At 64.5% G+C, this 22,996-nt stretch carries 21 protein-coding genes; 13 read left to right on the top strand and 8 right to left on the bottom strand.

Going from position 1 to position 22,996, the window contains the following annotated elements; all coding sequences use genetic code 11:
* Positions 1–558 precede the first annotated feature (558 nt).
* The gene (locus tag AB3X94_RS24050; protein WP_176106457.1) at positions 559–918 is read right to left on the bottom strand and encodes a hypothetical protein; all 360 of its coding nucleotides are present in this window, start codon (positions 916–918) and stop codon (positions 559–561) included.
* Positions 919–1,033: 115 nt separating this feature from the next.
* Between AB3X94_RS24050 and AB3X94_RS24055 the strand changes: the two genes are divergently transcribed.
* From AB3X94_RS24055 to AB3X94_RS24065, 3 genes are all read left to right on the top strand, one after another.
* Complete coding sequence (locus AB3X94_RS24055; protein WP_176106458.1) at positions 1,034–2,326, top strand: sodium:proton antiporter; 1,293 nt, start codon at positions 1,034–1,036, stop codon at positions 2,324–2,326.
* Positions 2,327–2,739: 413 nt separating this feature from the next.
* Complete coding sequence (locus AB3X94_RS24060; RefSeq protein ID WP_368612929.1) at positions 2,740–3,018, top strand: DUF1488 family protein; 279 nt, start codon at positions 2,740–2,742, stop codon at positions 3,016–3,018.
* Between the two features lie 20 nt (positions 3,019–3,038).
* The gene (locus tag AB3X94_RS24065; protein WP_176106459.1) at positions 3,039–3,830 is read left to right on the top strand and encodes a phosphate/phosphite/phosphonate ABC transporter substrate-binding protein; all 792 of its coding nucleotides are present in this window, start codon (positions 3,039–3,041) and stop codon (positions 3,828–3,830) included.
* A 32-nt stretch (positions 3,831–3,862) separates the two neighbouring features.
* On the opposite strand, the gene AB3X94_RS24070 is transcribed toward AB3X94_RS24065, so the two are convergent.
* From AB3X94_RS24070 to AB3X94_RS24085, 4 genes are read right to left on the bottom strand one after another with little or no spacing between them, the layout of a single operon-like run.
* Positions 3,863–5,947 (bottom strand): biotin carboxylase N-terminal domain-containing protein, encoded by a 2,085-nt coding sequence (locus AB3X94_RS24070; protein ID WP_368612930.1) that lies wholly within the window; start codon positions 5,945–5,947, stop codon positions 3,863–3,865.
* A gap of 52 nt (positions 5,948–5,999) precedes the next feature.
* Positions 6,000–6,788: an enoyl-CoA hydratase/isomerase family protein gene (locus AB3X94_RS24075; RefSeq protein ID WP_368612931.1), complete on the bottom strand. Its 789-nt coding sequence runs from the start codon at positions 6,786–6,788 to the stop codon at positions 6,000–6,002.
* Between the two features lie 49 nt (positions 6,789–6,837).
* Positions 6,838–8,445 (bottom strand): carboxyl transferase domain-containing protein, encoded by a 1,608-nt coding sequence (locus AB3X94_RS24080; protein ID WP_368612932.1) that lies wholly within the window; start codon positions 8,443–8,445, stop codon positions 6,838–6,840.
* A gap of 34 nt (positions 8,446–8,479) precedes the next feature.
* Entirely contained in the window at positions 8,480–9,661 is a 1,182-nt protein-coding gene (locus tag AB3X94_RS24085; protein WP_176106463.1) for an isovaleryl-CoA dehydrogenase, read from the bottom strand.
* Positions 9,662–9,908: 247 nt separating this feature from the next.
* Between AB3X94_RS24085 and AB3X94_RS24090 the strand changes: the two genes are divergently transcribed.
* From AB3X94_RS24090 to AB3X94_RS24100, 3 genes are all read left to right on the top strand, one after another.
* The gene (locus AB3X94_RS24090; protein WP_368612933.1) at positions 9,909–10,646 is read left to right on the top strand and encodes a TetR/AcrR family transcriptional regulator; all 738 of its coding nucleotides are present in this window, start codon (positions 9,909–9,911) and stop codon (positions 10,644–10,646) included.
* 183 nt (positions 10,647–10,829) lie between these two features.
* Positions 10,830–11,609, top strand: a complete 780-nt coding sequence (locus AB3X94_RS24095; RefSeq protein ID WP_368613028.1) for a DUF72 domain-containing protein — start codon at positions 10,830–10,832, stop codon at positions 11,607–11,609.
* A 239-nt stretch (positions 11,610–11,848) separates the two neighbouring features.
* The gene (locus AB3X94_RS24100) at positions 11,849–12,967 is read left to right on the top strand and encodes a 3-deoxy-7-phosphoheptulonate synthase (protein WP_281374985.1); all 1,119 of its coding nucleotides are present in this window, start codon (positions 11,849–11,851) and stop codon (positions 12,965–12,967) included.
* Positions 12,968–13,213: 246 nt separating this feature from the next.
* On the opposite strand, the gene AB3X94_RS24105 is transcribed toward AB3X94_RS24100, so the two are convergent.
* A complete protein-coding gene (locus tag AB3X94_RS24105; protein WP_167039836.1) occupies positions 13,214–13,492 on the bottom strand; it encodes an HU family DNA-binding protein in 279 nt (92 codons plus the stop codon).
* A 350-nt stretch (positions 13,493–13,842) separates the two neighbouring features.
* Here AB3X94_RS24105 and AB3X94_RS24110 point away from each other — a divergent pair, with 350 nt between their 5' ends.
* Positions 13,843–14,238 carry a hypothetical protein gene (locus AB3X94_RS24110; RefSeq protein WP_368612934.1) on the top strand — a complete coding sequence of 132 codons (396 nt, stop codon included), beginning with the start codon at positions 13,843–13,845 and terminating at the stop codon, positions 14,236–14,238.
* A gap of 215 nt (positions 14,239–14,453) precedes the next feature.
* Positions 14,454–16,427 carry a putative bifunctional diguanylate cyclase/phosphodiesterase gene (locus AB3X94_RS24115; RefSeq protein WP_368612935.1) on the top strand — a complete coding sequence of 658 codons (1,974 nt, stop codon included), beginning with the start codon at positions 14,454–14,456 and terminating at the stop codon, positions 16,425–16,427.
* Positions 16,428–16,454: 27 nt separating this feature from the next.
* On the opposite strand, the gene AB3X94_RS24120 is transcribed toward AB3X94_RS24115, so the two are convergent.
* Positions 16,455–17,168 (bottom strand): DUF899 domain-containing protein, encoded by a 714-nt coding sequence (locus AB3X94_RS24120; RefSeq protein WP_368612936.1) that lies wholly within the window; start codon positions 17,166–17,168, stop codon positions 16,455–16,457.
* Positions 17,169–17,458: 290 nt separating this feature from the next.
* On the opposite strand from AB3X94_RS24120, the gene AB3X94_RS24125 reads away from it, so the two are divergent.
* Entirely contained in the window at positions 17,459–18,406 is a 948-nt protein-coding gene (locus AB3X94_RS24125; protein WP_368612937.1) for a LysR substrate-binding domain-containing protein, read from the top strand.
* Between the two features lie 82 nt (positions 18,407–18,488).
* Positions 18,489–19,769 (top strand): MFS transporter, encoded by a 1,281-nt coding sequence (locus AB3X94_RS24130; protein WP_368612938.1) that lies wholly within the window; start codon positions 18,489–18,491, stop codon positions 19,767–19,769.
* Between the two features lie 42 nt (positions 19,770–19,811).
* On the opposite strand, the gene AB3X94_RS24135 is transcribed toward AB3X94_RS24130, so the two are convergent.
* Positions 19,812–20,417 (bottom strand): peroxidase-related enzyme, encoded by a 606-nt coding sequence (locus tag AB3X94_RS24135; protein ID WP_176106471.1) that lies wholly within the window; start codon positions 20,415–20,417, stop codon positions 19,812–19,814.
* Between the two features lie 164 nt (positions 20,418–20,581).
* Between AB3X94_RS24135 and AB3X94_RS24140 the strand changes: the two genes are divergently transcribed.
* The 3 genes from AB3X94_RS24140 to AB3X94_RS24150 all read left to right on the top strand — a co-directional run bounded on the left by AB3X94_RS24140 (position 20,582) and on the right by AB3X94_RS24150 (position 22,754).
* Positions 20,582–20,998 (top strand): cupin domain-containing protein, encoded by a 417-nt coding sequence (locus AB3X94_RS24140; protein WP_176106472.1) that lies wholly within the window; start codon positions 20,582–20,584, stop codon positions 20,996–20,998.
* A gap of 267 nt (positions 20,999–21,265) precedes the next feature.
* A complete protein-coding gene (locus AB3X94_RS24145) occupies positions 21,266–22,285 on the top strand; it encodes a rhodanese-like domain-containing protein (protein ID WP_176106473.1) in 1,020 nt (339 codons plus the stop codon).
* Positions 22,286–22,532: 247 nt separating this feature from the next.
* A complete protein-coding gene (locus tag AB3X94_RS24150; RefSeq protein ID WP_241496023.1) occupies positions 22,533–22,754 on the top strand; it encodes a hypothetical protein in 222 nt (73 codons plus the stop codon).
* Positions 22,755–22,996 lie beyond the last annotated feature (242 nt).

Raw genomic sequence — 22,996 nt, forward strand, 5'->3', positions numbered from 1 at the left:
GAGCAGTTGCGTCACGAATTTGCACCGCATCAGCCCCAGTGTCCCGAAGTGGTGGTTGAGACGCCATCGGCGGCACTCTACGACACGCTGCTCGATGACGAGGTGCCGGTATGAACACCGCTGCTACCTACGATGCCGCCCGTCTACGGGTCCGATCGACCTTCCCAGACAGGCATTGAGTCTGTCCTTCGGCAGCCTCGATCGCGCTTCGCGTTCGAGGCTTTTTTCTTGCGTTTTCTGTTGTCGTGCCGATGTGACAGTGCGTTATCGAGCGCCCGCGATTTCAATCAGGCAAAACAAATCCCGCACAGGGGGAGCGGGATTAAAACAACAGGACGCAGAGGAGACGGGCACGCCCTGTCTGGGACCCACACGCACCGCGGAGATCATGTATCGTTGCTGCATTATTCTCGACTCGTAATTGTCAAAAATTGTCAGATCTTCGGCGATTTTCGGTTAGGGCTTTCCCTGTTTTCGGCATGCCAATTCCGGCGTCGCACATGGCCAATAGTGGGTGTCATCGGACGACAAAGCGAACTACAAATTGATATTGCCAATTCAGATCAAATTGAATAGATCGTGACGAATCAAGCCGTGCGGAAGATCTCGAAATAAAAAAGCTATATCCCAAAATAAAGACCGGAACTCGCCCGGCGCTTCAGTGGTCCGAACACTATCATTGCCCATCGCGGCACCTTCTGGCGAGCCTGGCTCCAACAGGTTCGCCGTCATCCGCTTGTGGTCCGATAAAGTACTTTGCGTCTGATCGCATCGTCCGTCGAGTTTGAATAAGGCGTCTGTAGCGGTACGTCGCTCTATCGCCAGCGGCAACGATCGTGTCATTGCAAACCGTAGATCGTTTATCGGATTGAATGAGCCTGAATAAGGAATTGCTGGTGAAACATCTCGCTGCTTCAATATCGCAATCGTGGCGGCTTTCTCTGCCTGCCGGTTTTATGCCTCTTCGCGCAAGTTACCTCGCTGCCACGATGATCACGCGTTCGCGCCGCCGCGAAACGTGGGAGTATGCACGATGAGCGTCTTCCAGATTGCCGGCGCGCTGTTGGCCATCGTCGCGCTGTTCGGCGTCCTCAACTATCGCTTCATCAGGTTACCCGACACCCTCGGCATCACCGCAGTCGGGCTCGTCGTCTGCGTCGGCATTTCGGCGCTCGGCTTCTACTATCCGGCGATGGCGATCGCCGCGCGCAAGATCGTCGTGCAGATCGATTTCGCCGACATCGTGTTTCACGGCCTGCTAAGCCTGCTGCTGTTCGCCGGCGCACTGCACGTCGATCTGTCGAAGATGCGCACGCAGCGGCGCGCGGTGCTGATGCTCGCGACGATCGGCGTATTGATTTCGATCGCGGTGGTCGGCTTCGGCTTTTACTACGCGGCGCAATGGCTCGGCCAACCGGTCAGCCTGCTGTGGTGCCTCGCGTTCGGCGCGCTGATCTCGCCGACCGATCCGATCGCGGTGCTCAGCGTGCTCAAGCGGGCGGCGGCGCCCGAAAGCCTCGAAACCAAGATCACCGGCGAATCGCTGTTCAACGACGGCACGGCCGTGGTCGCGTTCGTCACACTAGTCGGACTCGCGACCGGCGCAAACGAGTTTTCCGCGGGCGCGATCGCGTTCGATCTGCTGCGCGAAGTCGCCGGCGCGCTCGTGCTCGGCGCGGCGCTCGGCTTCGGCGCGTCGCTGCTGCTGCGAGGCATCGACAGCTATCCAGTCGAGATCCTGATCACGCTCGCGCTCGCGACCGGCGGCTATAGTCTCGCCGAAGCGCTGCACGTGTCGGCGCCTCTGGCGGTCGTGATCATGGGGCTCGTGATCGGCAATCACGGCGCGTCGACATCGATGTCTGAGAAGACGCGCGAGCATCTGTTCAACTTCTGGGACTTGCTCGACGAGTTGCTCAATCTCGTGCTGTTCGGGCTGATCGGACTCGAAATCATTGCGCTGTCGCTGCGCTTCGAGATCGTCTGGCTCGGGCTCGCGGCGATTCCGGTCGTGCTGTTCGCGCGCGGCGCCAGCGTCGCGATTCCGCTGCTCGCGCTGCAGAAGTTCCGGCGGCTCAGTCCGCATTCGGCTGTCGTGCTGACGTGGGGCGGACTGCGCGGCGGCATCTCGATTGCGCTCGCGCTCTCGCTGCCCGAGTTTCACGGACGCGAAATGTTCATCGGCGTCACGTATCTGGTCGTCGTGTTCAGCCTGCTGATTCAAGCGACGACCTTGGGTCCGCTGATCCGCCGGCTCAATTTCTCGGGCGCTCACGTAACCCAGCCGGCCGCGCCGGACTCATCGCCTGCACAAAACGCGCGCTAATCGTAAAGTGGATACCTACGCGGATCTACACCGCGAGGTTGGTGGGAAAATCCCAAAGACAGTGCGAGACCGGCGCGAGCAGTTCGCGCGCCGATTTCAACGTTGGATTGGAGCGCCCGATTTAAGCGTCTTCTGAGCAGTGCCCGCCGTGATTCCGACTCGCGGCGGCCCACCACGAGGCAGGACCGATGGCGAGCGAATCGCCGCGGTCTTCCCTCCGGCCACGGTTCGCGCCGCGGCCCTGGCTCGGGCTTGAACGAGTCCGCCGCCAGTTTCTGGCTTACTTTCCGCCAGTTTCCGGACCGTCGTGCCTGCCGCGGCGCCGGGCATTTGGCCGTCAATGCCGGTTCTCCCACATACCTGGCAGGCGCGGTTTGTCATCCTGTCGATTCAGGCGTTGGAAGGAGTTCGCCATGTCGGTCTATGTCGATGAGGGGTTTCGGCCCTGTGTGACGGAATGCGCGACGGTCGCGTTCCGGGTGTGCTGCGACGATCGCGCGCAGGTTTTTGAAGTCAGCGCCGACGCGCTGGTCGAGTTCTGCGGCGCCGAGAGCCGTCGCAAGGAGGACCTGCTGGTCGCGTTCGAGGATGCGCAGGACGAGATCCTCTCGGTCGCCGCGCAGCGCTGGCAGTACACGCCGAGCGAGCCGGTGCACCTCGGTCTGGACGATTTCAAATTGGTCAGACATTAGGCGTGCGAGAAACGCCCTTCATGAGCTGGATCGCTGCACTGCCGATGTACAACGTGACGCCCGCGCTCGGCCTCGAATGGCGCGAGTGGCTCGACGACGTGCTGCACCGGGTCAAGCCCGCGTGCCGCATCGTCGAACCGGACGAGGAATTGCACGGCTTCTGGCGGCGCCCGAACCTGCTGATCTCGCAGACCTGCGGTTATCCGCTGATGCACGGGCTTCAAGCGCAGGTGCAATTGGTCGCGACACCCTGCTTCGATGCGCCGGGCTGCGACGGCGCGCATTACTCGAGCGTACTGGTCACGCGCGCCGACGCGCGCTTCGACTCACTCGCCTCGTGCCGCGGCGCACGCGCCGCCTACAACCAGGACGATTCGAACAGCGGCATGAACGCGTTTCGCCACGCGGTCGCGCCGCTCGCTCGCGCCGGCATGTTCTTCGGCTCCGTGCTGCGTACGGGCTCGCATCTTGGCTCGCTGCGCGCGGTCGCGGACAATCGCGCGGACGTCGCCGCGATCGACTGCGTGACCTTCGCCTTCGTTGGCGATGTGCTGCCCGAACTGGCGCGGCGCGTGCGCGCGATCGGCATGACCGCCGCGTCGCCGGGCTTGCCGCTGATCGCCGCGGCCAATGTGCCGCCGGCCACGATCGCCGCGCTGCGCGACGCATTGAACGAGACGCTGAGCATCCGCCCCGAGCGAGCGAAACGCCTGCGTTTGAGAGGTTTTTCGGCGCTGCCGCTGACCGACTACGCGCGCATCGGCGAGCTCGAAAGCGAGGCGCGTGCCGCGGGCTACGCGCGGCTCGCTTGATTCACGCGGTCCTCATCTGCCACTCGGCGCGCTCATCCACCCGCCTGCTGCACGTCCAGCACCAGCAGCTGCGCGCCGTCGGTGACCTGATCACCGACCGTATACAGCACCTCGGCGACGGTGCCGGCCGCCGGCGCGCCGATCGTATGCTCCATCTTCATCGCTTCCATCACGATCAGCGGCGCGCCCTTCTCGACCACCGCGCCCGGTTCGACCAGCACCGCGATCACCTTGCCCGGCATCGGCGCGGTCAGACGGCCTTCGCCGTGCTCGGCATCCGCAGCATGCGCGAGCAGGTTCTGCCATTCGAATGCGAGCGTCTCGCCGTGGCAGAACACGTGGAACCTGTCGCCGTCGACAAATACGCGCCCCGTCACGCGCGCATCGCCGATCGTCGCGCGGAATTCGTGGGCGCCCGCGCCGACCGACCAGCTGAAGTCCTCGCGCACGCCGTCGTGTTCGAGGGTTTGCACGAGCGCTTGCGGGTCCCCGTTGCGCGCGAAAACGACCGTGAACGACTCGGGGCTGACGTCGTTGGCGCGGTCGTCGATCACGCGCCAGCCGAGCGTTTGCGTGTAGCCGCTATTGAGCCGCCAGTGCGACAGCGCGTCCCACGGCGATGCGCCGTGCGCGGTGCCGCCCTCGCGCGTCAGCAACGCGGCGCACGCGAGCGCGAGCGCTTCCTTGAACGGCTTCTGTGCCGGCGCGAACAGCGCCTCGTGATGACGCTCGATCAAACCGGTGTCGAGGTCACCGCTCACGAACGGCTCGCTCGCGACGATGCGCCGCAGAAACTCGACGTTCGTATGCGGCCCGACCACCTCGCACGCACGCAGCGCGCGTGCGAGCCGCGCCAACGCCTCCTCGCGCGTCGCGCCGTGCACGATCAGCTTCGCGATCATTGGATCGTAGAACGGCGTGATCGTGTCGCCCTCGCGCACGCCGCTGTCGATCCGCACCGGTGCCTTGCGTCCCGGCTCGCCGAGTCCGGCCGCGCCTAAGCCGGCCGCGTCGATCGCGAACTCGACGCCTTCGGGCATGCGCAGATGCTTGAGCATGCCGGTGGACGGCAAAAAACCGCGGGCCGGATGCTCCGCGTAGATGCGCGCCTCGATCGCGTGGCCGTCGAGCTTCAACTGCTGCTGCGTGAGCGGCAGTGCCTCGCCCGCGGCAACGCGCAGTTGCCATTCGACGAGGTCCTGCCCCGTCACCATCTCGGTGACCGGATGCTCGACTTGCAGCCGCGTGTTCATCTCCATGAAATAGAACTCGCCGGTCGGCGTCATGATGAACTCGACCGTACCCGCGCCGACGTAATTGACCGCCCGCGCGGCGGCCACGGCCGCTTCGCCCATCGCGCGTTTGACCTCGGCCGACAGCCCCGGCGCGGGCGCTTCCTCGAGCACTTTCTGATGCCGCCGCTGCACCGAGCAGTCGCGATCGAACAAATAAACGGCGCCGCCGTGCCGATCGGCGAACACCTGGACTTCGACGTGCCGCGGCCTGGTCAGATACTTCTCGATCAGCACGCGATCGTTGCCGAAGCTGCTGGCCGCCTCGCGCTTGCACGACAGCAGCGCGGCCGCGAAGTCGGCGCTGCGCTCGACCACGCGCATGCCTTTGCCGCCGCCGCCCGCGCTCGCTTTCAGCAACACCGGGTAACCGATCGCGTCGGCCTCGCCCTGCAACAACTGCGGCTGCTGGTCATCGCCGTGATAGCCGGGCACGAGCGGCACCGCGGCCGCGTGCATCAGCACCTTCGCGTCGGCCTTCGAGCCCATCGCGGCGATCGCTTCGACCGGCGGTCCGATAAAGACGATGCCGGCTGCCTCGCACGCTTGCGCGAAGTCTTCGTTTTCGGAAAGGAAGCCGTAGCCCGGGTGTATGGCCTGCGCGCCGGTCGCGCGCGCGGCTTCGATGATGCGTTCGATGCGCAGATAGCTTTGCGCCGCCGTCGAGCCGCCGATATGCACCGCTTCGTCGCAGGCGGCGACGTGTTTCGCGTTGGCGTCGGCGTCCGAATAGACGGCCACGCTCGCGATGCCGAGCCGCTTGCAGGTCGCCGCGACGCGGCATGCAATCTCACCCCGGTTGGCGATCAGGATCTTGTTGAACATGAGTGTCTCGATGAAATAGGCGGTACGGGGCGGTTGTTGTCAGCGGGGCATGTCAGTGGCGCCAGCCCGGCGGGCGCTTTTCGAGGAATGACGCGACGCCCTCGCGGCCTTCGGCGCCGGCTCGCGTCTTCGCAATCCGCACTGCCGTGTCTTCGATCAGCGCGTCGCTCAATTCGCGGCCTGCGATGTCCTGCACGAGCCGCTTGCAGGCGCGCACCGCTTGCGGGCCGTTCGCGCACAGCGCCTGCGCGAGCTGCGCGACCGTTGCGTCGAGCTGCTCGGCACTGGAGACCGCTTCGCTGACGAGACCCAGCCGCAACGCGGTCGCGCAGTCGAACGCTTCGGCGCTGACGAAGTAGCGCCGCGACGCCTGCTCGCCGAGCGCGCGAATCACATACGGCGCGATCGTCGCGGGAATCAGCCCGAGCCGCGCTTCGGACAGGCAGAAGTGCGCGCTGTCCACCGCGACGACGACGTCGCATGCGGCTATCAGGCCCATGCCGCCCGCATACGCGTCGCCATTCACGCGCGCGATCACCGGCTTGTTGCAGCGATATACCGCCGACAGCATGCCCGCGAGACGCATCGCATCGGCGCGGTTCTCGTCGTCCGAGTAGCCGGACATTTTCTTCATCCAGTTCAGGTCGGCGCCCGCGCAGAACGCCTTGCCGTTCGCGGCGAGCACGACCGCGCGCACGTCGTCGCGGGTGTCGAGCGCGGTGAATGCGGCGGTCAGCTCGGCGATCATCGTTTCGTTGAACGCGTTGCGCACGTCCGGACGATTGAGCGTGACCGTCGCGATCTGGCCGGCAACCTCGACCTTCAGCGTTTCGTATTGCATGCGTAGCACTCCTTTGGCTGACTTTCTCGCAGCGCGGCGCCGCGCGCCATCACATTCTGAACACGCCGAAGCGCGTGTCTTCGATCGGCGCATTCATCGCCGCCGACAGGCCGAGGCCGAGCACGTCGCGGGTCTGCGCCGGGTCGATCACGCCGTCGTCCCACAGCCGCGCGCTCGCATAGTACGGATGGCCCTGATGCTCGTATTGCTCGCGGATCGGCTGCTTGAACGCCTCTTCTTCCTCCGCGCTCCAGCTGCCGCCCTTCGCTTCGATGCCGTCGCGCTTGACCGTGGCGAGCACCGACGCCGCCTGCTCGCCGCCCATCACCGAGATGCGCGCGTTCGGCCACATCCACAGGAAGCGCGGCGAATACGCGCGGCCGCACATGCCGTAGTTGCCCGCGCCGAACGAGCCGCCGATGATCACCGTGAACTTCGGCACCTTAGCGGTCGCAACGGCCGTCACCATCTTCGCGCCGTTTCGCGCGATGCCTTCGTTTTCGTACTTGCGGCCGACCATGAAGCCGGTGATGTTCTGCAGGAACACGAGCGGAATCTTGCGCTGGCAGCACAGCTCGATGAAGTGCGTGCCCTTTAACGCCGACTCCGAAAACAGAATGCCGTTGTTCGCGACGATGCCGACCGGATGCCCCCAGATATGCGCGAAGCCCGTCACGAGCGTCGTGCCGTAGCGCGCCTTGAATTCGTCGAACGCGGAATCGTCGACGATGCGCGCGATCACCTCGCGGATATCGAACGGCTTGCGCGTGTCGACCGGAATCACGCCGTAGATGCTGTGCGTGTCGTACCGCGGCGGCTTCGGCTCCTGCAACGCGAGCGGCGTCGGCTTCACACGATTCAGATTGCCGACGATGCTGCGCGCGATCCCGAGCGCATGCGCATCGTTCTGCGCGAGATGATCGACGACGCCCGACAGACGCGTATGCACGTCGCCGCCGCCGAGATCTTCGGCGCTGACCACTTCGCCGGTCGCGGCTTTGACGAGCGGCGGTCCGCCGAGAAAAATCGTCCCCTGGTTCTTCACGATGATCGACTCGTCGCTCATCGCCGGCACATACGCGCCGCCCGCGGTGCACGAGCCCATCACGACCGCGATCTGCGGAATGCCCGCCGCCGACAGATTCGCCTGGTTGTAGAAGATGCGGCCGAAGTGATCGCGATCGGGAAACACGTCGTCCTGATTCGGCAGATTCGCGCCGCCCGAGTCGACGAGGTACACGCACGGCAAGCGGTTCTCGCTGGCGATTTCCTGCGCGCGCATGTGCTTCTTGACCGTGACCGGATAGTAGGTGCCGCCCTTCACGGTCGCGTCGTTGCAGACGATCACGCACTCCTGCCCCGCGATGCGGCCGATGCCGGTGATCACGCCCGCGCCCGGCGCGTCGTCGTTATACATGCCGTACGCGGCCAGTTGCGACAGTTCGAGGAACGGCGTGCCCGGATCGAGCAGGTATGCGATCCGCTCGCGCGGCAGCAGTTTGCCGCGGCTCGTGTGCTTGTCGCGCGCGGCCTGGCCGCCGCCCTGCGCGAGCTGCTCGATCTTCGCGCGCAGATCGGCGACCAGCGCTTCGAGCGCCGCCGCGTTCGCGCGGAAGTCGTCCGAGCGGGGGTTCAGTTTTGATTCGATGATCGGCATGACGTGGCTTCTCCAGAGGGCCGTTCGTTTTGCATCACAGCGTTTCGGCGAACAGCTCCCGGCCGATCAGCATGCGGCGGATCTCGCTCGTGCCCGCGCCGATTTCATAGAGCTTCGCATCGCGCCACAGGCGCCCGACCGGATACTCGTTGATATAACCATTGCCGCCGAGAATCTGGATCGCCTCGCCGGCCATCCACGTGGCTTTCTCCGCCGTGTACAGGATCACGCCCGCGCAGTCCTTGCGGACCTGGCGCACGTGCTCGTTACCGAGCGTGTCGAGTTGGCGGCCCACCGCGTATAGATACGCACGGCATGCCTGCAAGGTCGTGTACAGGTCGGCGACCTTGCCCTGGATCAGCTGGAACTCGCCGATCGACTGGCCGAACTGCTTGCGGTCGTGGATATACGGCACCACCGCGTCCATTACCGCGACCATGATGCCGGTCGGGCCACCCGCGAGCACCGCGCGTTCGTAGTCGAGACCGCTCATCAGCACTTTGACGCCGCCGTTCAGCTCGCCGAGGATGTTTTCCTCCGGCACTTCGACGTCCTGGAACACCAGCTCGCCGGTGTGCGAGCCGCGCATGCCGAGCTTGTCGAGCTTCTGCGCGACCGAGAAACCCTTCATGCCCTTCTCGACGATGAACGCGGTAATGCCGCGCGAATTCGCTTCGGGATCGGTCTTCGCATAGACGACCAGCGTGTCGCAGTCGGGGCCGTTGGTGATCCACATCTTGGTGCCGTTCAGCACGTAGCGATCACCCTTCTTCTCGGCGCGCAGCTTCATGCTGACCACGTCCGAGCCTGCGTTAGGCTCGCTCATCGCGAGCGCGCCGACGTGCTCGCCCGATACGAGCTTCGGCAGATACTTGCGCTTCTGCGCTTCGGTGCCGTTGCGATGAATCTGGTTCACGCACAGGTTCGAATGGGCGCCGTACGACAGGCCGACCGAGGCCGACGCACGCGAAATTTCCTCCATCGCGACCATGTGCGCGGTGTAGCCCATGTTCGCGCCGCCGTACTCTTCGGAGACCGTCATGCCGAGCACGCCGAGGTCACCGAACTTGCGCCACAGGTCCATCGGAAACTGATCGGTGCGATCGATTTCTGCGGCGCGCGGCGCGATTTCTTTGGCGGCGAACGACGCAATGCTGTCGCGCAGCATTTCGATCTCTTCGCCGAGCGGGAACTGCAAACCGGGCAGATTGGGCATTGCGGTGTCTCCTGAGTTCGTGGGCGGCCGCTGACGGAACGCGAAGCGGCACGCGAGAGCATGTCATCGCGCATTTCACGCCAGATTGACGTAAGCGTCAATAGGTATTTTTGAGTGTTACTCAGAAAATTCGCAAAGCTGCTCCAGACAGCCGATTCGGTGATAGTATCGCGGTCGTCAGGCAAATTCGCGGCGCTCAAACGCCAGTTTTACCCCCAACCTGCTTCAAAATCTGAATCCGACTCATATGACGGTTGCCGAGAAGGCCGGATTACCTGTCTCGCGTCGCCAGCCGGCCGGGCGCAAGTCACAGCAGCGCGTGAAGGAGATCCTTCAGGCGGGGCGCGACGTGTTTTCCGAAAAGGGCTACGAGCGCGCGACGACCGCGGAAATCGCGCAGCGCCTCGGCATTTCCGAGGCGACGGTGTTCAGCTACTTTCGCGGCAAGCGTGAGTTGTGCGCCCGGGTCATCGGCGATTGGTACGACGAGATCATCGACGCGATCGAAGCGGGCCTGCCGCGCGACGGCGACGTGCGCCAGCAGTTCGCGTTCATCGTGCGCATGCATCTGCGGCTGATGCTCGTGAACGGCACCGACCTGTGCGCACTCGTGCTGTCCGAAGGTCGCGCGCGGCATCACGAACTCAGCGAAGCGCTGACCGAGTTGCAGCGCCGCTACACCGCGCCGTTGATGCGCGTGCTCGCGCAAGGCCAGCAAAGCGGCGAGATTCGCGCCGACATGCCGCTGCGCCTGCTGCGCTCGATGGTGTTCGGCCCGATGGAGCACGTGCTGTGGGACGCGACACTGGCGAACCGGCAGATCGATATCGAGGCCACCGCCGATCAGCTGATCGACGTGCTGTGGGCCGCGCTGACGCCTCCCGATCTTGCGCTTAGTGCATTGCAGCGTTTTCGCGTGGAAGTGGCGGCGGCGAGCCGGCGCTTTGACGAAGCCAGCGCCGCGCGCCGCAAAAAAAGCGGCTAATCTACGAGCTTTCCCGCCGCAGCCCGAAGGAGAGCCAAAGTGCCCGCAGCGAAAAGCGCGAAGGAAAGCAGCAAGCAAAGCGAGAAGTCCGGCGAAGAACGCAGCGACAAGCCGAAAGCCACAAAGAAAGCGCCAACGAAAAAATCAACCGAAGCGCCGTCAAAGTCCGCGTCCGCCGCACGCATTCGCATCGGCATCGGCGGCTGGACGTACGCTCCTTGGCGCGGCCCGTTTTATCCGGAAGACCTCACGCAAAGCCGCGAACTCGAATATGCGAGCCGGCATCTGACGTCGATCGAAATCAACGGCACGTTCTATGGTTTGCAGAAACCGGCCAGCTACGAAAAGTGGTTTCAGGAAACCCCCGACGATTTCGTCTTCTCCCTGAAGGCGCCGCGCTACGCGACCAATCGCAAGGTGTTGGCCGATGCCGGCGACACGATCGAGCGCTTCTTCGCAAGCGGCGTGCTGCTGCTCAAACAGAAGCTCGGGCCCATCAACTGGCAGTTCGCGCCGACCAAGAAGTTCGACGCCGACGATTTCGAGGCCTTTCTGAAGCTGCTGCCCGCGAGCATCGAAGGACAGAAGCTGCTGCATGCGGTCGAGGTTCGTCACGATTCGTTCAGGACACCGGAGTTCATCGTGCTGGCGCGCAAGTACAAGGTCGCGGTCGTGCTCGCGGCCGACAGCGAGTATCCGCAGATCGCCGACATCACCGCGCCGTTCGTGTACGCGCGCATCATGGGCACGAGCGACAAGCAAGCCAAAGGTTATTCGACGAAAGAGCTCGACGCATGGGCCGAACGCGCGCGCCAGCTCGCCGCGGGCATCACGCCGGACGATCTGGAAACCTGCGCCGAGCCGCCCGCGACAAAAGCGAAGCGCGACGTCTATCTGTATGTGATCAGCGGCTTCAAGGAGCGCAATCCGGCCGCCGCGATGGCGTTGATCAAGAAGCTCTGAATCCGCCTGCCGCCAGGCCGGCACGAGTGTCATAATCGCGCCAGCGCATCCGTGCGCGGTCGCGGCGGCGTCGCGTCAAGCCCGACGCAACACCATGCGCCGAACCTCGCCCGAGGCACGCAGCCAGCCAGCCCGCACGGTCCACGTCAAACCCACGCAGCGCCCGCGCGCCCACGTCGCGGCGGCGCTCGCATAGTCAGGCGGCAAGACCGCCTCATCAACCGATTGCGGAGAACATCTTGAGCGCCCTCGACAATCCCCTGCACGATCAGGAAGTCGGTTCGGCCGACGCCACCCAGGACACCACGCGCATCGACGACGTGCGCATCGGCGCGGTCCGTCCGCTGATTTCGCCGGCGCTGCTGCAGGACGAACTGCCGGTGCCGCCCGCGGTGCAGACGCTGGTCGAGAAGACCCGCGTCGAAATCGCCGACATTCTGCACGGCCGCGACGACCGGCTCGTGATGATCGTCGGGCCCTGTTCGATTCACGACCACGACCAGGCGATCGAATACGCGCGCAAGCTGAAGGCCGCCGCCGATCACTACCGCGACGATCTGCTGATCGTGATGCGCGTGTACTTCGAGAAACCGCGCACGACGGTGGGCTGGAAAGGCTATATCAACGATCCGCGTCTGGACGGCAGCTTCCGCATCAACGAAGGACTGCGTCGCGCGCGGCAGTTGCTGCTCGATATCAACGGTCTGGGTCTCGCCACCGCGACCGAATTCCTCGACCTGCTGAGCCCGCAATACATCGCCGATCTGATCGCGTGGGGTGCGATCGGCGCGCGTACGACCGAGAGCCAGAGTCATCGTCAGCTCGCGTCGGGACTGAGCTGCCCGATCGGTTTCAAGAACGGCACCGACGGCGGCGTGCAGATCGCCGCCGACGCGATCGTCGCGGCGCGTGCGAGCCACGCGTTCATGGGCATGACGAAAATGGGCATGGCCGCGATCTTCGAAACGCGCGGCAACGACGACGCGCACGTGATCCTGCGCGGCGGCAAGAAAGGACCGAACTACGACAGCGCGTCGGTGCAGGCGACCTGTGAAGCGCTGCGTTCAGCGGGTCTGCGCGAACAGGTGATGATCGACTGCTCGCATGCGAATTCGAACAAGTCGCATCTGCGGCAAATCGAGGTCGCGGACGATATCGCGCGGCAACTGTCGGCGCGCGAAGGCCGCATCATCGGTGTGATGCTCGAAAGTCATCTGGAAGAAGGCCGTCAGGATCTGAAGGCCGGTGTGCCGTTGCGCTACGGCGTGTCGATCACGGATGCCTGCGTGAGCTGGGCGCAGACCGAGCCGGTGCTCGCCACCCTCGCCGAGGCAACCCGCAAACGCCGCGCCGGCTGACAGCGCAACGCACGAACCGCGCGACCGCGGTTCGGCGACGGCTCCGCTCGCGACCCGCTCGGGGCCGATCGAGGACGAGAACGCCTGGCCCAAGGAGCCAGGCACACGCGCCGCGCCAGTTGCCAGGGCAAACCGCCTGGCCGGGTTGGGCAGCGCGTGAACCTCACGCCTATCGCATCATTCACGCGTGCGCCTCACAGGAAGCTGCAAAGCGCACCGCGAATGCTCCGGCGTGAAGCGCGTTGCTTACGACGCGTTGACGGCTTCCTTGAACGCCTTGCCCGCGGTGAACTTCACCGTCTTGGCCGCGGCGATCTGGATTTCTTCGCCCGTCGACGGATTGCGGCCCACGCGTGCTGCGCGCGCGCCGGTCGAGAACGAACCGAAACCGACCAGTTGCACCGTATCGCCGCCCACCACGGCCTTGGTCACTGCCTCGACGATCGCGTCGATGGTCTGGCCGGTTGCCGCTTTGCTTTCGCCCGTCGCTGCGGCGACTGCATCAATCAGTTCCTGTTTGTTCATAGCACTTCCCGTATGGTAATCATGGAACCGGCGCCACTCTGAGGCGCCGGGACCGACACACTAACGCATAGGCGCACCTTCGCGCAAACCCTTGGTGTAAGGCTTGTATCAAGCCCGGAGCGCCGGTTTGACGTTTTTCCGTCGCAAACTGCCATAAGAATCGCGGGCTTATGTGCGCGCGCCATCTCATGAGCGTTTGCCGCGCATCACAATCCGTTGCAATTTCAGTACTTTAGGTCGCGTTATGCGAGCCCGCGCGGCCTTCCCGATGACGATAGCCCTTTTCGTGAAGCGCGGGCGCGCTATTTGCGAAACACATCACAAGAAAACTTTCTGCAAGACATAAAAAAGTGAGAATTCGCCACTTTGCAACATGCGCGCTGCTCTGCGCGTTGTCATCGGTGGCTGCGGCGGCCAGCGACAGCCCGTGCGCGACCCTCGTCGGCGCAACCAATTCCAGTGCCGCGCAGGGCTTTTCGCTACGCGACGGCGAAGCGGTCGACTTCGTCGGCGGCGGAACAACGGTGCACGGCAAGCTGCTCGTGTTCAGCGACGGCGACGTGTTTCGCGCGTACTGGCAGCCGGACGATGGCCCGGAAAAATACGTGCTCGCGAATGCGGGCGCCGACGCGGTCCGGCTCGTCTCGTCAGCGCCGCGAGGCGCCCCTGCTCCAGCCGGCCAGCCCGGCACTGCCATGCAGCCGCAGCGGGTGCTGTCATGCCCCAACTTCGAGCATGCGCGATAGCCAGCTTTCGTCGAGAGTTCCGCCATCGGCATCCGGCATAAACGCCTGCTTCCGGCGCCGCCAGGTAGTACTTACCGCACGACGATTCGCAAGCATGCCGTCGGGTTCACGGACCCTTGGCTGCGCTGCTCTTTACCTCCCGGAACGCTCAAGTTAACCATCTTCGCGCCGATATAAACAGCTGCGTTTAGCGCGCAAACGTTAAAAGGACGGTGATGGTTTGGCTCGCAAGACTGAAGCAGGTACTGTCGGTCGCCGACGGTGACCGTGCGCTGATGCGTGCGCGCTTGCACGCGTTCAGCCGCCAGGTACCGCTTCTCTACTTCATCCTGCTCGTCAACACGGCGGCGGTCGCGGCGACGCATCTGGACAGCGCGCCGGCCTGGCTGTCGATATATATGCCCGGCGCGCTCGCCGCGCTGTGTGTGCTTCGCTGCGTGCGCTGGTGGCGCAAACGCAACCGGACGATGACGGACGCCCAGGTGGTCCGCGAATTGCGCGGCGTGACGTGGATCGTCGGCCTGTTCGGCGTCGCGTTCAGCGGCTGGTCGCTGCTGCTGTTCCCGTACGGCGGTGCATATCAGCAGGCGCAGGTCGCGTTCTACATGGCGACGACGCTGGTCGGCAGCATGTTCTGCCTGATCCACCTGCGCAAGGCCGCGCTTCTGTTGCTTTGCATCGTCCTCCTGAGTTTCTCCGGGTTCCTCGTGTCCAGCGGCTCGCCGGTGTTCTTCGCGATGGCCGTCGACATGACGCTGGTCGGCGTCGCGCTCGCGGTGGTCATCCAGCTTTACTGCCGCACGTTTGCGGACGCCGTGCAAGCGCAACGCGAACTACAGGCAAGCCATCAAAACACCCAACGGCTCAGCGACGACAACTACCGGCTCGCCAACATCGACAGCCTGACCGGCCTGCCGAACCGGCGCAGCTATTTCGCGGCGCTGAGCGCGATCCGCGAGCAGGCGCTCGAAACCGGCGGCGGCTTCAACGTCGGGCTCATCGATCTGGACGGCTTCAAGCAGGTCAACGACATATATGGTCACGCGAGCGGCGATCTCGTGCTGCAGGAAGTCGGCACGCGGCTCGTGTCGATCAGCGAGACGGGGCTGATGTTCGCGCGTCTGGGCGGCGACGAATTCGGCGTGCTCGTGCGTCACAAGATGTCGAACGAAGCGCTGGTTCAGTTGGGGCAGCGGATCTGCGACGCGCTCAGTCGGCCTTACCAGGTCGCCGACAATGTCGCGGAGCTGTCGGGCACGATCGGCTGGGCCGCGTTTCCCGACGCGGGCTCGACGGTCGCGCAAGTGTTCGAACGCGCCGACGCCGCCCTCTATGTCGGCAAGGAGAACCGCCGCGGCATGCCGGTGATTTTCTCGACCGAACACGAAACGCAGATGCGGCGGCTAAGCCTCGTCACCCAGGAGTTGCGCCACGCGGATCTCGAAGCGGAGCTGTTCCTCGAGTTCCAGCCGATCTACGATCTGCTCACCCACCGGCCGATCGGCCTCGAAGCGCTCGGGCGATGGCACAACGCGCGGCTCGGCATGGTCAGGCCGGAGGAATTCATTCGGATCGCAGAGCGTACCGAACTGATTCTCGGCATCACCGATGTGCTGCTGCGCCAGGCGCTCGCCGAAGTCGCACACTGGCCGGCCGATCTGTATCTGTCGTTCAACCTGTCCGCGATCGATATCTCGACGTCGGCACGCGCCCGCCGCCTGATCGACATCGTCGCCGCAAGCGGTGTGTCGCCGCATCGCGTGACGTTCGAAATCACCGAAACCGCGTTGACGCGCGATTTCGAGCAGGCGCACAGTGCGATGACAATGCTGAAGCAGGCCGGCTGCCGGATGTCGCTCGACGATTTCGGCACCGGCTATTCGAGCCTCAGCTACGTGCATCGCTTGCCATTCGACGCGATCAAGATCGATCGCAGCTTCGTCTCCGACGTCGATACCAACAGCGCGTCGAAGAAGATCATCAAATCCGTGATCGACCTGTGCCGCAACCTCGGACTCGAATGCGTGGTGGAAGGACTCGAAACGCCGTTGCAGGCCCAGGTCGTGAAGGCGCTCGGCGCGCGCGCGGTGCAAGGCTATCTGTTCAGCCTGCCGATGCGGGCAAGCGCGGTCGGCACGTTCCTGTGGACCGCGCTCGCGCAAAGCCATGCGGTGGAGACGCATTCGTAGCGCTCGATCGCTTTGCGGCCGTGCCGCTCAGTACGCCAGCTTCGGATACCAGTCGGTGCCGCGGCCGCCGGGGGTCATGTCGAGGATCGTCCATAGCGGCATCAGATCGGGCGCGCCGCGCGGGTCCTGCCCGGGGTCCGACGTCGATGGCCCCATCTCCTCGGCCCAGAAGTGCCGCACGACACCGCCCGTGCGCGTGAATACGTTGAGCGCGGGAACGTCGTCGCCGGCGGGATCTTCGGCTGCGTAATCGCTATTGAACGTATTGCCGCCCGACGAATAGAGCCGCAGATGCCGCCAGCCACGCTCCTGCTTGAACGCGACGAGCCTGTCGATCGGCGAGCGGCCGATCACCACGAACGCGACGCGCTGCAGGATATCGGGCATTTCGCCGTCCCACGCACTCAATAGCGACGTGCACATCGGGCACGGCCGCGCGCGTTGCGGTCCGAACATCCAGTTGTAGGTCACCAGTGTGTCGTGCGCGCCGAACATCTGCGCTAGCGTGACCGGGCCGGCTTCGCCGTCGAAGCGGTAATCCTGCGGCACGATGCCGCCCGCCGGCAGCGCGCGGCGCTGCGCGGCGACGCGCTCGATCTGGCGGCGCAGCTCGATCTCCTCGGCGAGCAACGCGTTGCGCGCGCGTCGATATTCGGCGCTCTCGCCGGGAAAGCGTTGAGGCAGGTCGGCCAGTTCGCGGGCCGGTTTTAGCGTATGCATCGATGTGTTTGCGTCGTTCATCAGCCATCTCCTTGTGAGAAGTCGTGCGAAAAACGGACGGAAGACGGGCGGCTGCCTGTGCTTTGCCGCCCTTCCTACAAGCGACGACGGATGAGACCGCGAAAAATCGACAGGGCCGCCAATGATTTTTAAGCGGCAGCCTTTTTGCAGCCGCTTTTGCCCACGGTTCGGCAACACACTCGCGAGGCGCCACCGCAAGGTATGCTTGCGCCAAACAGCACGCCCATTACACCCGCCAACACCGCGCGGCACGCGCGCCACGCGCGACGCGGCCGCCCTGGGGAATGCATATGCCGCTTCGTCTGCCACCCCTGCCAGCGCTCCGTTTTTTCGAAGCAGCCGGCAGGCATCAAAGTTTCAAGCTCGCCGCCGCCGAGCTGAACGTCACGCCGAGCGCGATCAGTCATGGCATCGTCGGGCTCGAGGAAGCGCTCGGCGTCGAGCTGTTCGTGCGCGAGCCGCGCGGCATCTCGCTGACGGCGGTTGGCGCGGATTATCTGTCCTACGTGTCCGAGGCCTTTTCGCTGATCGCGATCGGCACGCAGCGTCTGCCCAATTACCGCGCGGATCGGTCGATCACGCTCAGCTGCGCGCCGACCTTCGCGTCGCGCTGGCTGCTGCCGCGCCTCGCGGGTTTTCGCGCGCGCTGGCCAAATATCAACGTGAGCGTGGATACATCGCGCCGCCAGGTCGGTTTCCCGGTCGACGGCTTCGATTTCGCGATCCGCATGAGCCGAGCGCCGGTCGCCGGCACCGCATGGACGCGCCTGTTCGGCGAGCGTTTCGTGCCCGTGTGCAGCCCCGCTCACCTGGCGACGCTGCGCGACGAGCACGGCGTCCCGAGCCTGCGACGCGCGACGCTGATTCACGTGAACGCCGCGAGTGAAGACTGGCAGGCGTGGCTCGATGCAACCGGCACCGGCGGCATCGATATGGACGCCGGCTTGCACGTCGACACGATCCAGCTCGCCTTCGAAGCGGCCAGTATGGGCCTCGGCGTTGCGCTCGGCCGCAAGCCGCTGGTCGATGGCGATCTGGCGAGCGGCGCGCTGGTCGAGGCTTGCGCGCCCACCATCGCATCCACCACCGCGTACTGGCTGGTCAGCGCGGAGAATGCGGACAGCGCGATCCGGCGGCCCGAGCTCGCCGATTTCAGGCGCTGGCTCGTCGACGAGGCGGCGGCCTTCGACGCGCATGCCGACGCGGCCGCGGACGGCGATCTGGCAGCCCACAGGTGAGCGGCGCTCACCTATCGTCGAAATCTTTTCCTTTGCCGGCCACGCGGCGGGCTGCGACGATGGTGGCCAAGGAGAAGCCGCCATGTCGACCACCCACACCGGACAACCCACCCCCGCCGTCGCTCCGGCGACGACCGTCACCACCACGATCGTGATCGTCGCCGCCGCGCTGATCCTGAGCGCCGCGATGGGCATCCGCCAGACTTTCGGCTTGTTCATCGGCCCGTTCTCATTCGACCGCGGTCTGCCGGTCACGTTGATCGCCTTCGCGATCGCGCTGCACAACCTCGTGTGGGGCTTCGCGCAGCCGTTCGCGGGCGCGGCTGCGGATCGCTATGGCTCGGCGCCGGTCGTCGGGTTCGGCGCTTCGACGTTCGCGGCCGGACTCGCGCTGTCGGCGGTCGCGCCGAGCGGCGCAATGCTGGTGATCGGCATGGGGCTGCTGGTCGGCATCGGCGTCAGCTGCACGACCTTCGGCGTGGTGTTGCCGGCGGTCGGCCGCATGGCGTCGCCGGAGAAGCGCAGCGTCGCGATGGGCCTCGTCAGCGCCGGCGGCTCCGCCGGACAGGTGCTGATGGTGCCGCTCGTGCAAGGCATCCGGTTGCACGCGGGCATCGCGACCTCGCTATTCGTGCTCGCGTTCGTGATGCTGCTGATCGCGCCGCTCGGCATCGTGCTCGACCGTCGCGCGCGGATGCATGCGGCGGGCCAGGTCCGGTTCGACGACGCGCCCGCGACTCCGCTGCGCGAAGTTCTGTCACAAGCGACGCGCCATCGCGGCTACCGCCTGCTGACGCTCGGCTTCTTCACCTGTGGCTTCCAGCTCGCGTTCATCGCGACGCATCTGCCCGCGTATCTGACGCTGTGTCATATGCCGATCGGGCTGGGCGCCACCGCGCTTGCGCTGATCGGCCTGTTCAATATGGCGGGCAGTTGGGCGTGCGGCTGGCTCGGCGGCCGGTTCCGCCAGCATCATGTGCTCGGCTGGCTTTATCTGATTCGCAGCGCGACGATCGCCACGTTCTTCGCGCTGCCGAAAAGCGCGGTGTCCGTGGTGATTTTCGCGGCCGTGATGGGCCTGACGTGGCTCGGTACCGTACCGCTGACGAGCGGGCTCGTCGCCAAGGTGTTCGGCACGCGTCACCTCGGCAGCCTGTTCGGCGTGTGCTTTCTGAGCCATCAGATCGGCTCGTTTCTCGGCGCGTGGCTCGGTGGCCTCGTGTTCGATCTGACGGGTTCGTACTCGCTGATCTGGGTAGCGACGGTCGCGGCGGGATTGCTCGCGGCGCTGCTGCATTTCCCGATCGACGACACGGCGGTGACGACGCCCGCGCGGCATGCGCCGCGTCCCGCGCAGGCGTGATGCGCAATGCCGGTAGAGAAGCTGAAGCAATGCCAGTCGCGGCTACTTCTTCGGCGCATCCGCGGCGGCTTTCGGCACGCGCCCCATCAGATAGAACTCGTCGTTCGGACGCATCGAGATCACGTTCGCCATCCGGTTCGATAGCCCGAAAAACGCGGTGATTGCCGCGATGTCCCAGATGTCTTCATCGGTGAAGCCGTGGCCGCGCAGCGTCTGGAAGTCTTCTTCGTCGACCGTGCCCGACGCGCGGCACACCTTCAGCGCGAAATCGAGCATCGCCTTCTGGCGCTCGCTGATGTCGGCCTTGCGATGATTGACCGCAAGCTGATCGGCGAGCAGCGGCGCTTTCTCGTAGATGCGCAGAATCGCGCCGTGCGCGACCACGCAGTAAAGACAATCGTTGACCGCGCTCGTCGCGACCACGATCATCTCGCGCTCGCCCTTGGTGAGACCGCCCTCTTTCAGCATCAACGCATCGTGATAAGCGAAGAACGCGCGAAATTCATCGGGCCGATGCGCGAGCGTCAGAAACACGTTCGGCACGAAACCGGCTTTGTCCTGCACTTCGAGAATGCGGGCGCTGATGTCTTCGGGCCACTCGCTCGGCTCGGGGACCGGGTAGCGGCTGATGGGCTGAAGCGTGGCCATGCGCTGTCTCCGTGATCTTGGTCGGGGGTATGCCGATCATTGTAGCAACGCGTTTTGGCGGTCGCCCGCGCTTCACCAGGTCCGATATTGCCGCCCGAATCGTCTAGACTTTCAGTTCGGCATGCATGAAGCCGCCCGGCACGGCGGCGACGAAAGGAGCGACCATGTCAAACGTCAGGCACGACGCGCGGGCCCCTGTGATCAAGGTGCGCCCGGAACGGGAAATGGCGACGATGCAGCGGTTGCCCTATTTCGTCGGCATTTCGGCGGGCACCGCGGGTGCCACCGGACTGTCGATGTATATGGTCGTGGTCCCGCCCGGCGGCCATGCGCAGCCGCACTATCACGCCGACTACGAAACCGCGATCTATATGCTCGAAGGCAAGATCGAGACGCGCTATGGCCCGGGCCTGCGCGAGTCGGTCATCACCGAGCCGGGCGACTTCCTGTTCATTCCGCCCGGCGTGCCGCATCAGCCGTTCAATCTCGATGCGAACGCCGCGGCGCGCGCGATCGTCGCGCGCAATCACGCGGACGAGCATGAGCGCGTGGTGCCCTATGATCCCTCCGAAGATGCGTAAGGCGACAGGCCGCTTTTTGGACCGCCTCGCCTGAAGCGAGGCAAATCCCGCTGCTCAGTCCGCGTTGATCCACTTGTCGCGCGGCGCATGCACGCATGGCGCGGTGCGCCATGCGCATTCGTCGCTCGCGCGCCACTTTGTCGGCGCACTTTCATAACGCCGACTCGCCGCCTGTGCTTAAATCCGTCTTTCGCGTCGCTAGAGGCTCGTATCGGCCTCGGCGCAGACGATTCTTTTCCCTTTATTTGGCTTATCAGGAGCGCGGTTGTGTGGCATTTCCCGGTCGCTATTCCACCGTCTGCGGGCGTGTGGGCCGTCTTCATGAGCGTGCTCGTCACGCAGCTCGGCATGCCGATTCCGGCCGCGCCGATGCTGATTCTCGCGGGAACGATGGCCGCGGTGGGCGAAGCCTCTTACGTCAACATGATTTGCGCGGCGGTCGGTGCGACGCTGATCGCCGACTCGCTGTGGTTTTTTACCGGACGCGCGTATGGCCGCCGTCTGCTCAATTACCTCGTGCGCTTCTCGCTGTCGCTGGACACCACGGTGCGCGTCGCGCGCAATACCTATGAGCGCTATGGCGCGCCGATTCTGACGGTCGCGAAGTTCCTGCCCGGTCTCGGCCTGATTTCCGCGCCGCTGCTCGGCACGACCGCGATCGGCATCGGCGTGTTCTTGTTGTGGGACATGGTCGGTGCGACGCTGTGGGCGAGCGTCTGGATCATCGGCGGCGCCGCCTTGCACGATGAGATCGTCCAATTGATGCTGTTCGTGCGCCGCAACGGCGGCACGATCTTCGATACGTTCGCGGTGATCTTCGCGGCGGTTCTGCTGTATCGCTGGCTGCGCCGTTTGCAGTTTCGCCGCTGGCTCGCGCATGCACGCATTTCGCCCGATCAGCTCGACGCGATGATGAAGTCGAACGAACCGCCGCTGATTCTCGACGCGCGCCCGCACACCGTGCGCGAAAAGGAATCGCATCGCATTGCCGGCGCACGGCCACTCGATCTGGAATCGCCCGATCCGATTCATCCGGAGTATCTGAAGCGGCCGATCGTCGTCTATTGCGTGTGTCCGAACGAAGCGACCGCGAAGCGCATCGTCAGGCAATTGCATCGCAAGAACATTCATCATGTGCGCGCCCTTAAGGGCGGACTCGACGCATGGGAAAAGCGCGGCTATCCAGTCGAGCCACTGCCACCCGACTTCAATACGGCGATGGCGCACATGCTCGAAGACAGGGGCAACGAAGGCGAATACACAGTGCGCGCCCGTCTCGCGGAGTGAACGAATTGCAGACTAGGCACACGGCCTCACGCTTGATGCCGTCTTGCCAAAAAACAAAAATAAATTGACGGCATTTTTAGCTCGTATATCCTAGCTATTGGGAGATTGCGTGAGCGGCGCTGCGAACTAAGCCTTTACCGTTTAGTACCGTTTCTTCTCGATCGACCCGCGTCCTGTTTCTTCAATATCCGCTGTGGATTCGAAACAGAGCGTTCAATACCCTCAACTACGCCAGTCGAGTGTCATCGTGAGAGTCCGAGGCCCTTTGGTGAATTGGAATCGCAGTCAGGCGCGTGGTATTTGCGCTGACGGCGCCAGCGCCGACGGCAGCAACGGCAGCCTTGCGTTTCGCCGCTTTCTGTCCGTCATCACAGTCCTGTCGCGTCGCTCCGTTCGACGCCGCAACGTCCTCTCCGCACGCGCGTTCATCGCGGTGCGCACAGACGAAGTCGCCTCGCTGCTGCCGTAGCGCCTCTCTTCTCTAGTCTATTTTCGCTGCTCGATTCGTCCGTTCGCACGCGTTTCGCGAGCTGTCTGCTTGCGTCCACGCGGCGCTGACTGATTGCCGCGCATTACGACGGATTCAATCGAACCGCTTCTAATCTGATTAGCGCTGCGCGTGATTGCGCGGATTCGCTTTGGCTTCGCCTCGCCTTCGCGTTTTCCCATTTCGTCGCGCGCGCTATTTAACGCCGTTCACGTGGTGTGCGG

The sequence above is a fragment of the Paraburkholderia sp. BR10923 genome, assembly GCF_040948765.1.
GTDB classification, from domain to species: Bacteria; Pseudomonadota; Gammaproteobacteria; order Burkholderiales; family Burkholderiaceae; genus Paraburkholderia; species Paraburkholderia youngii.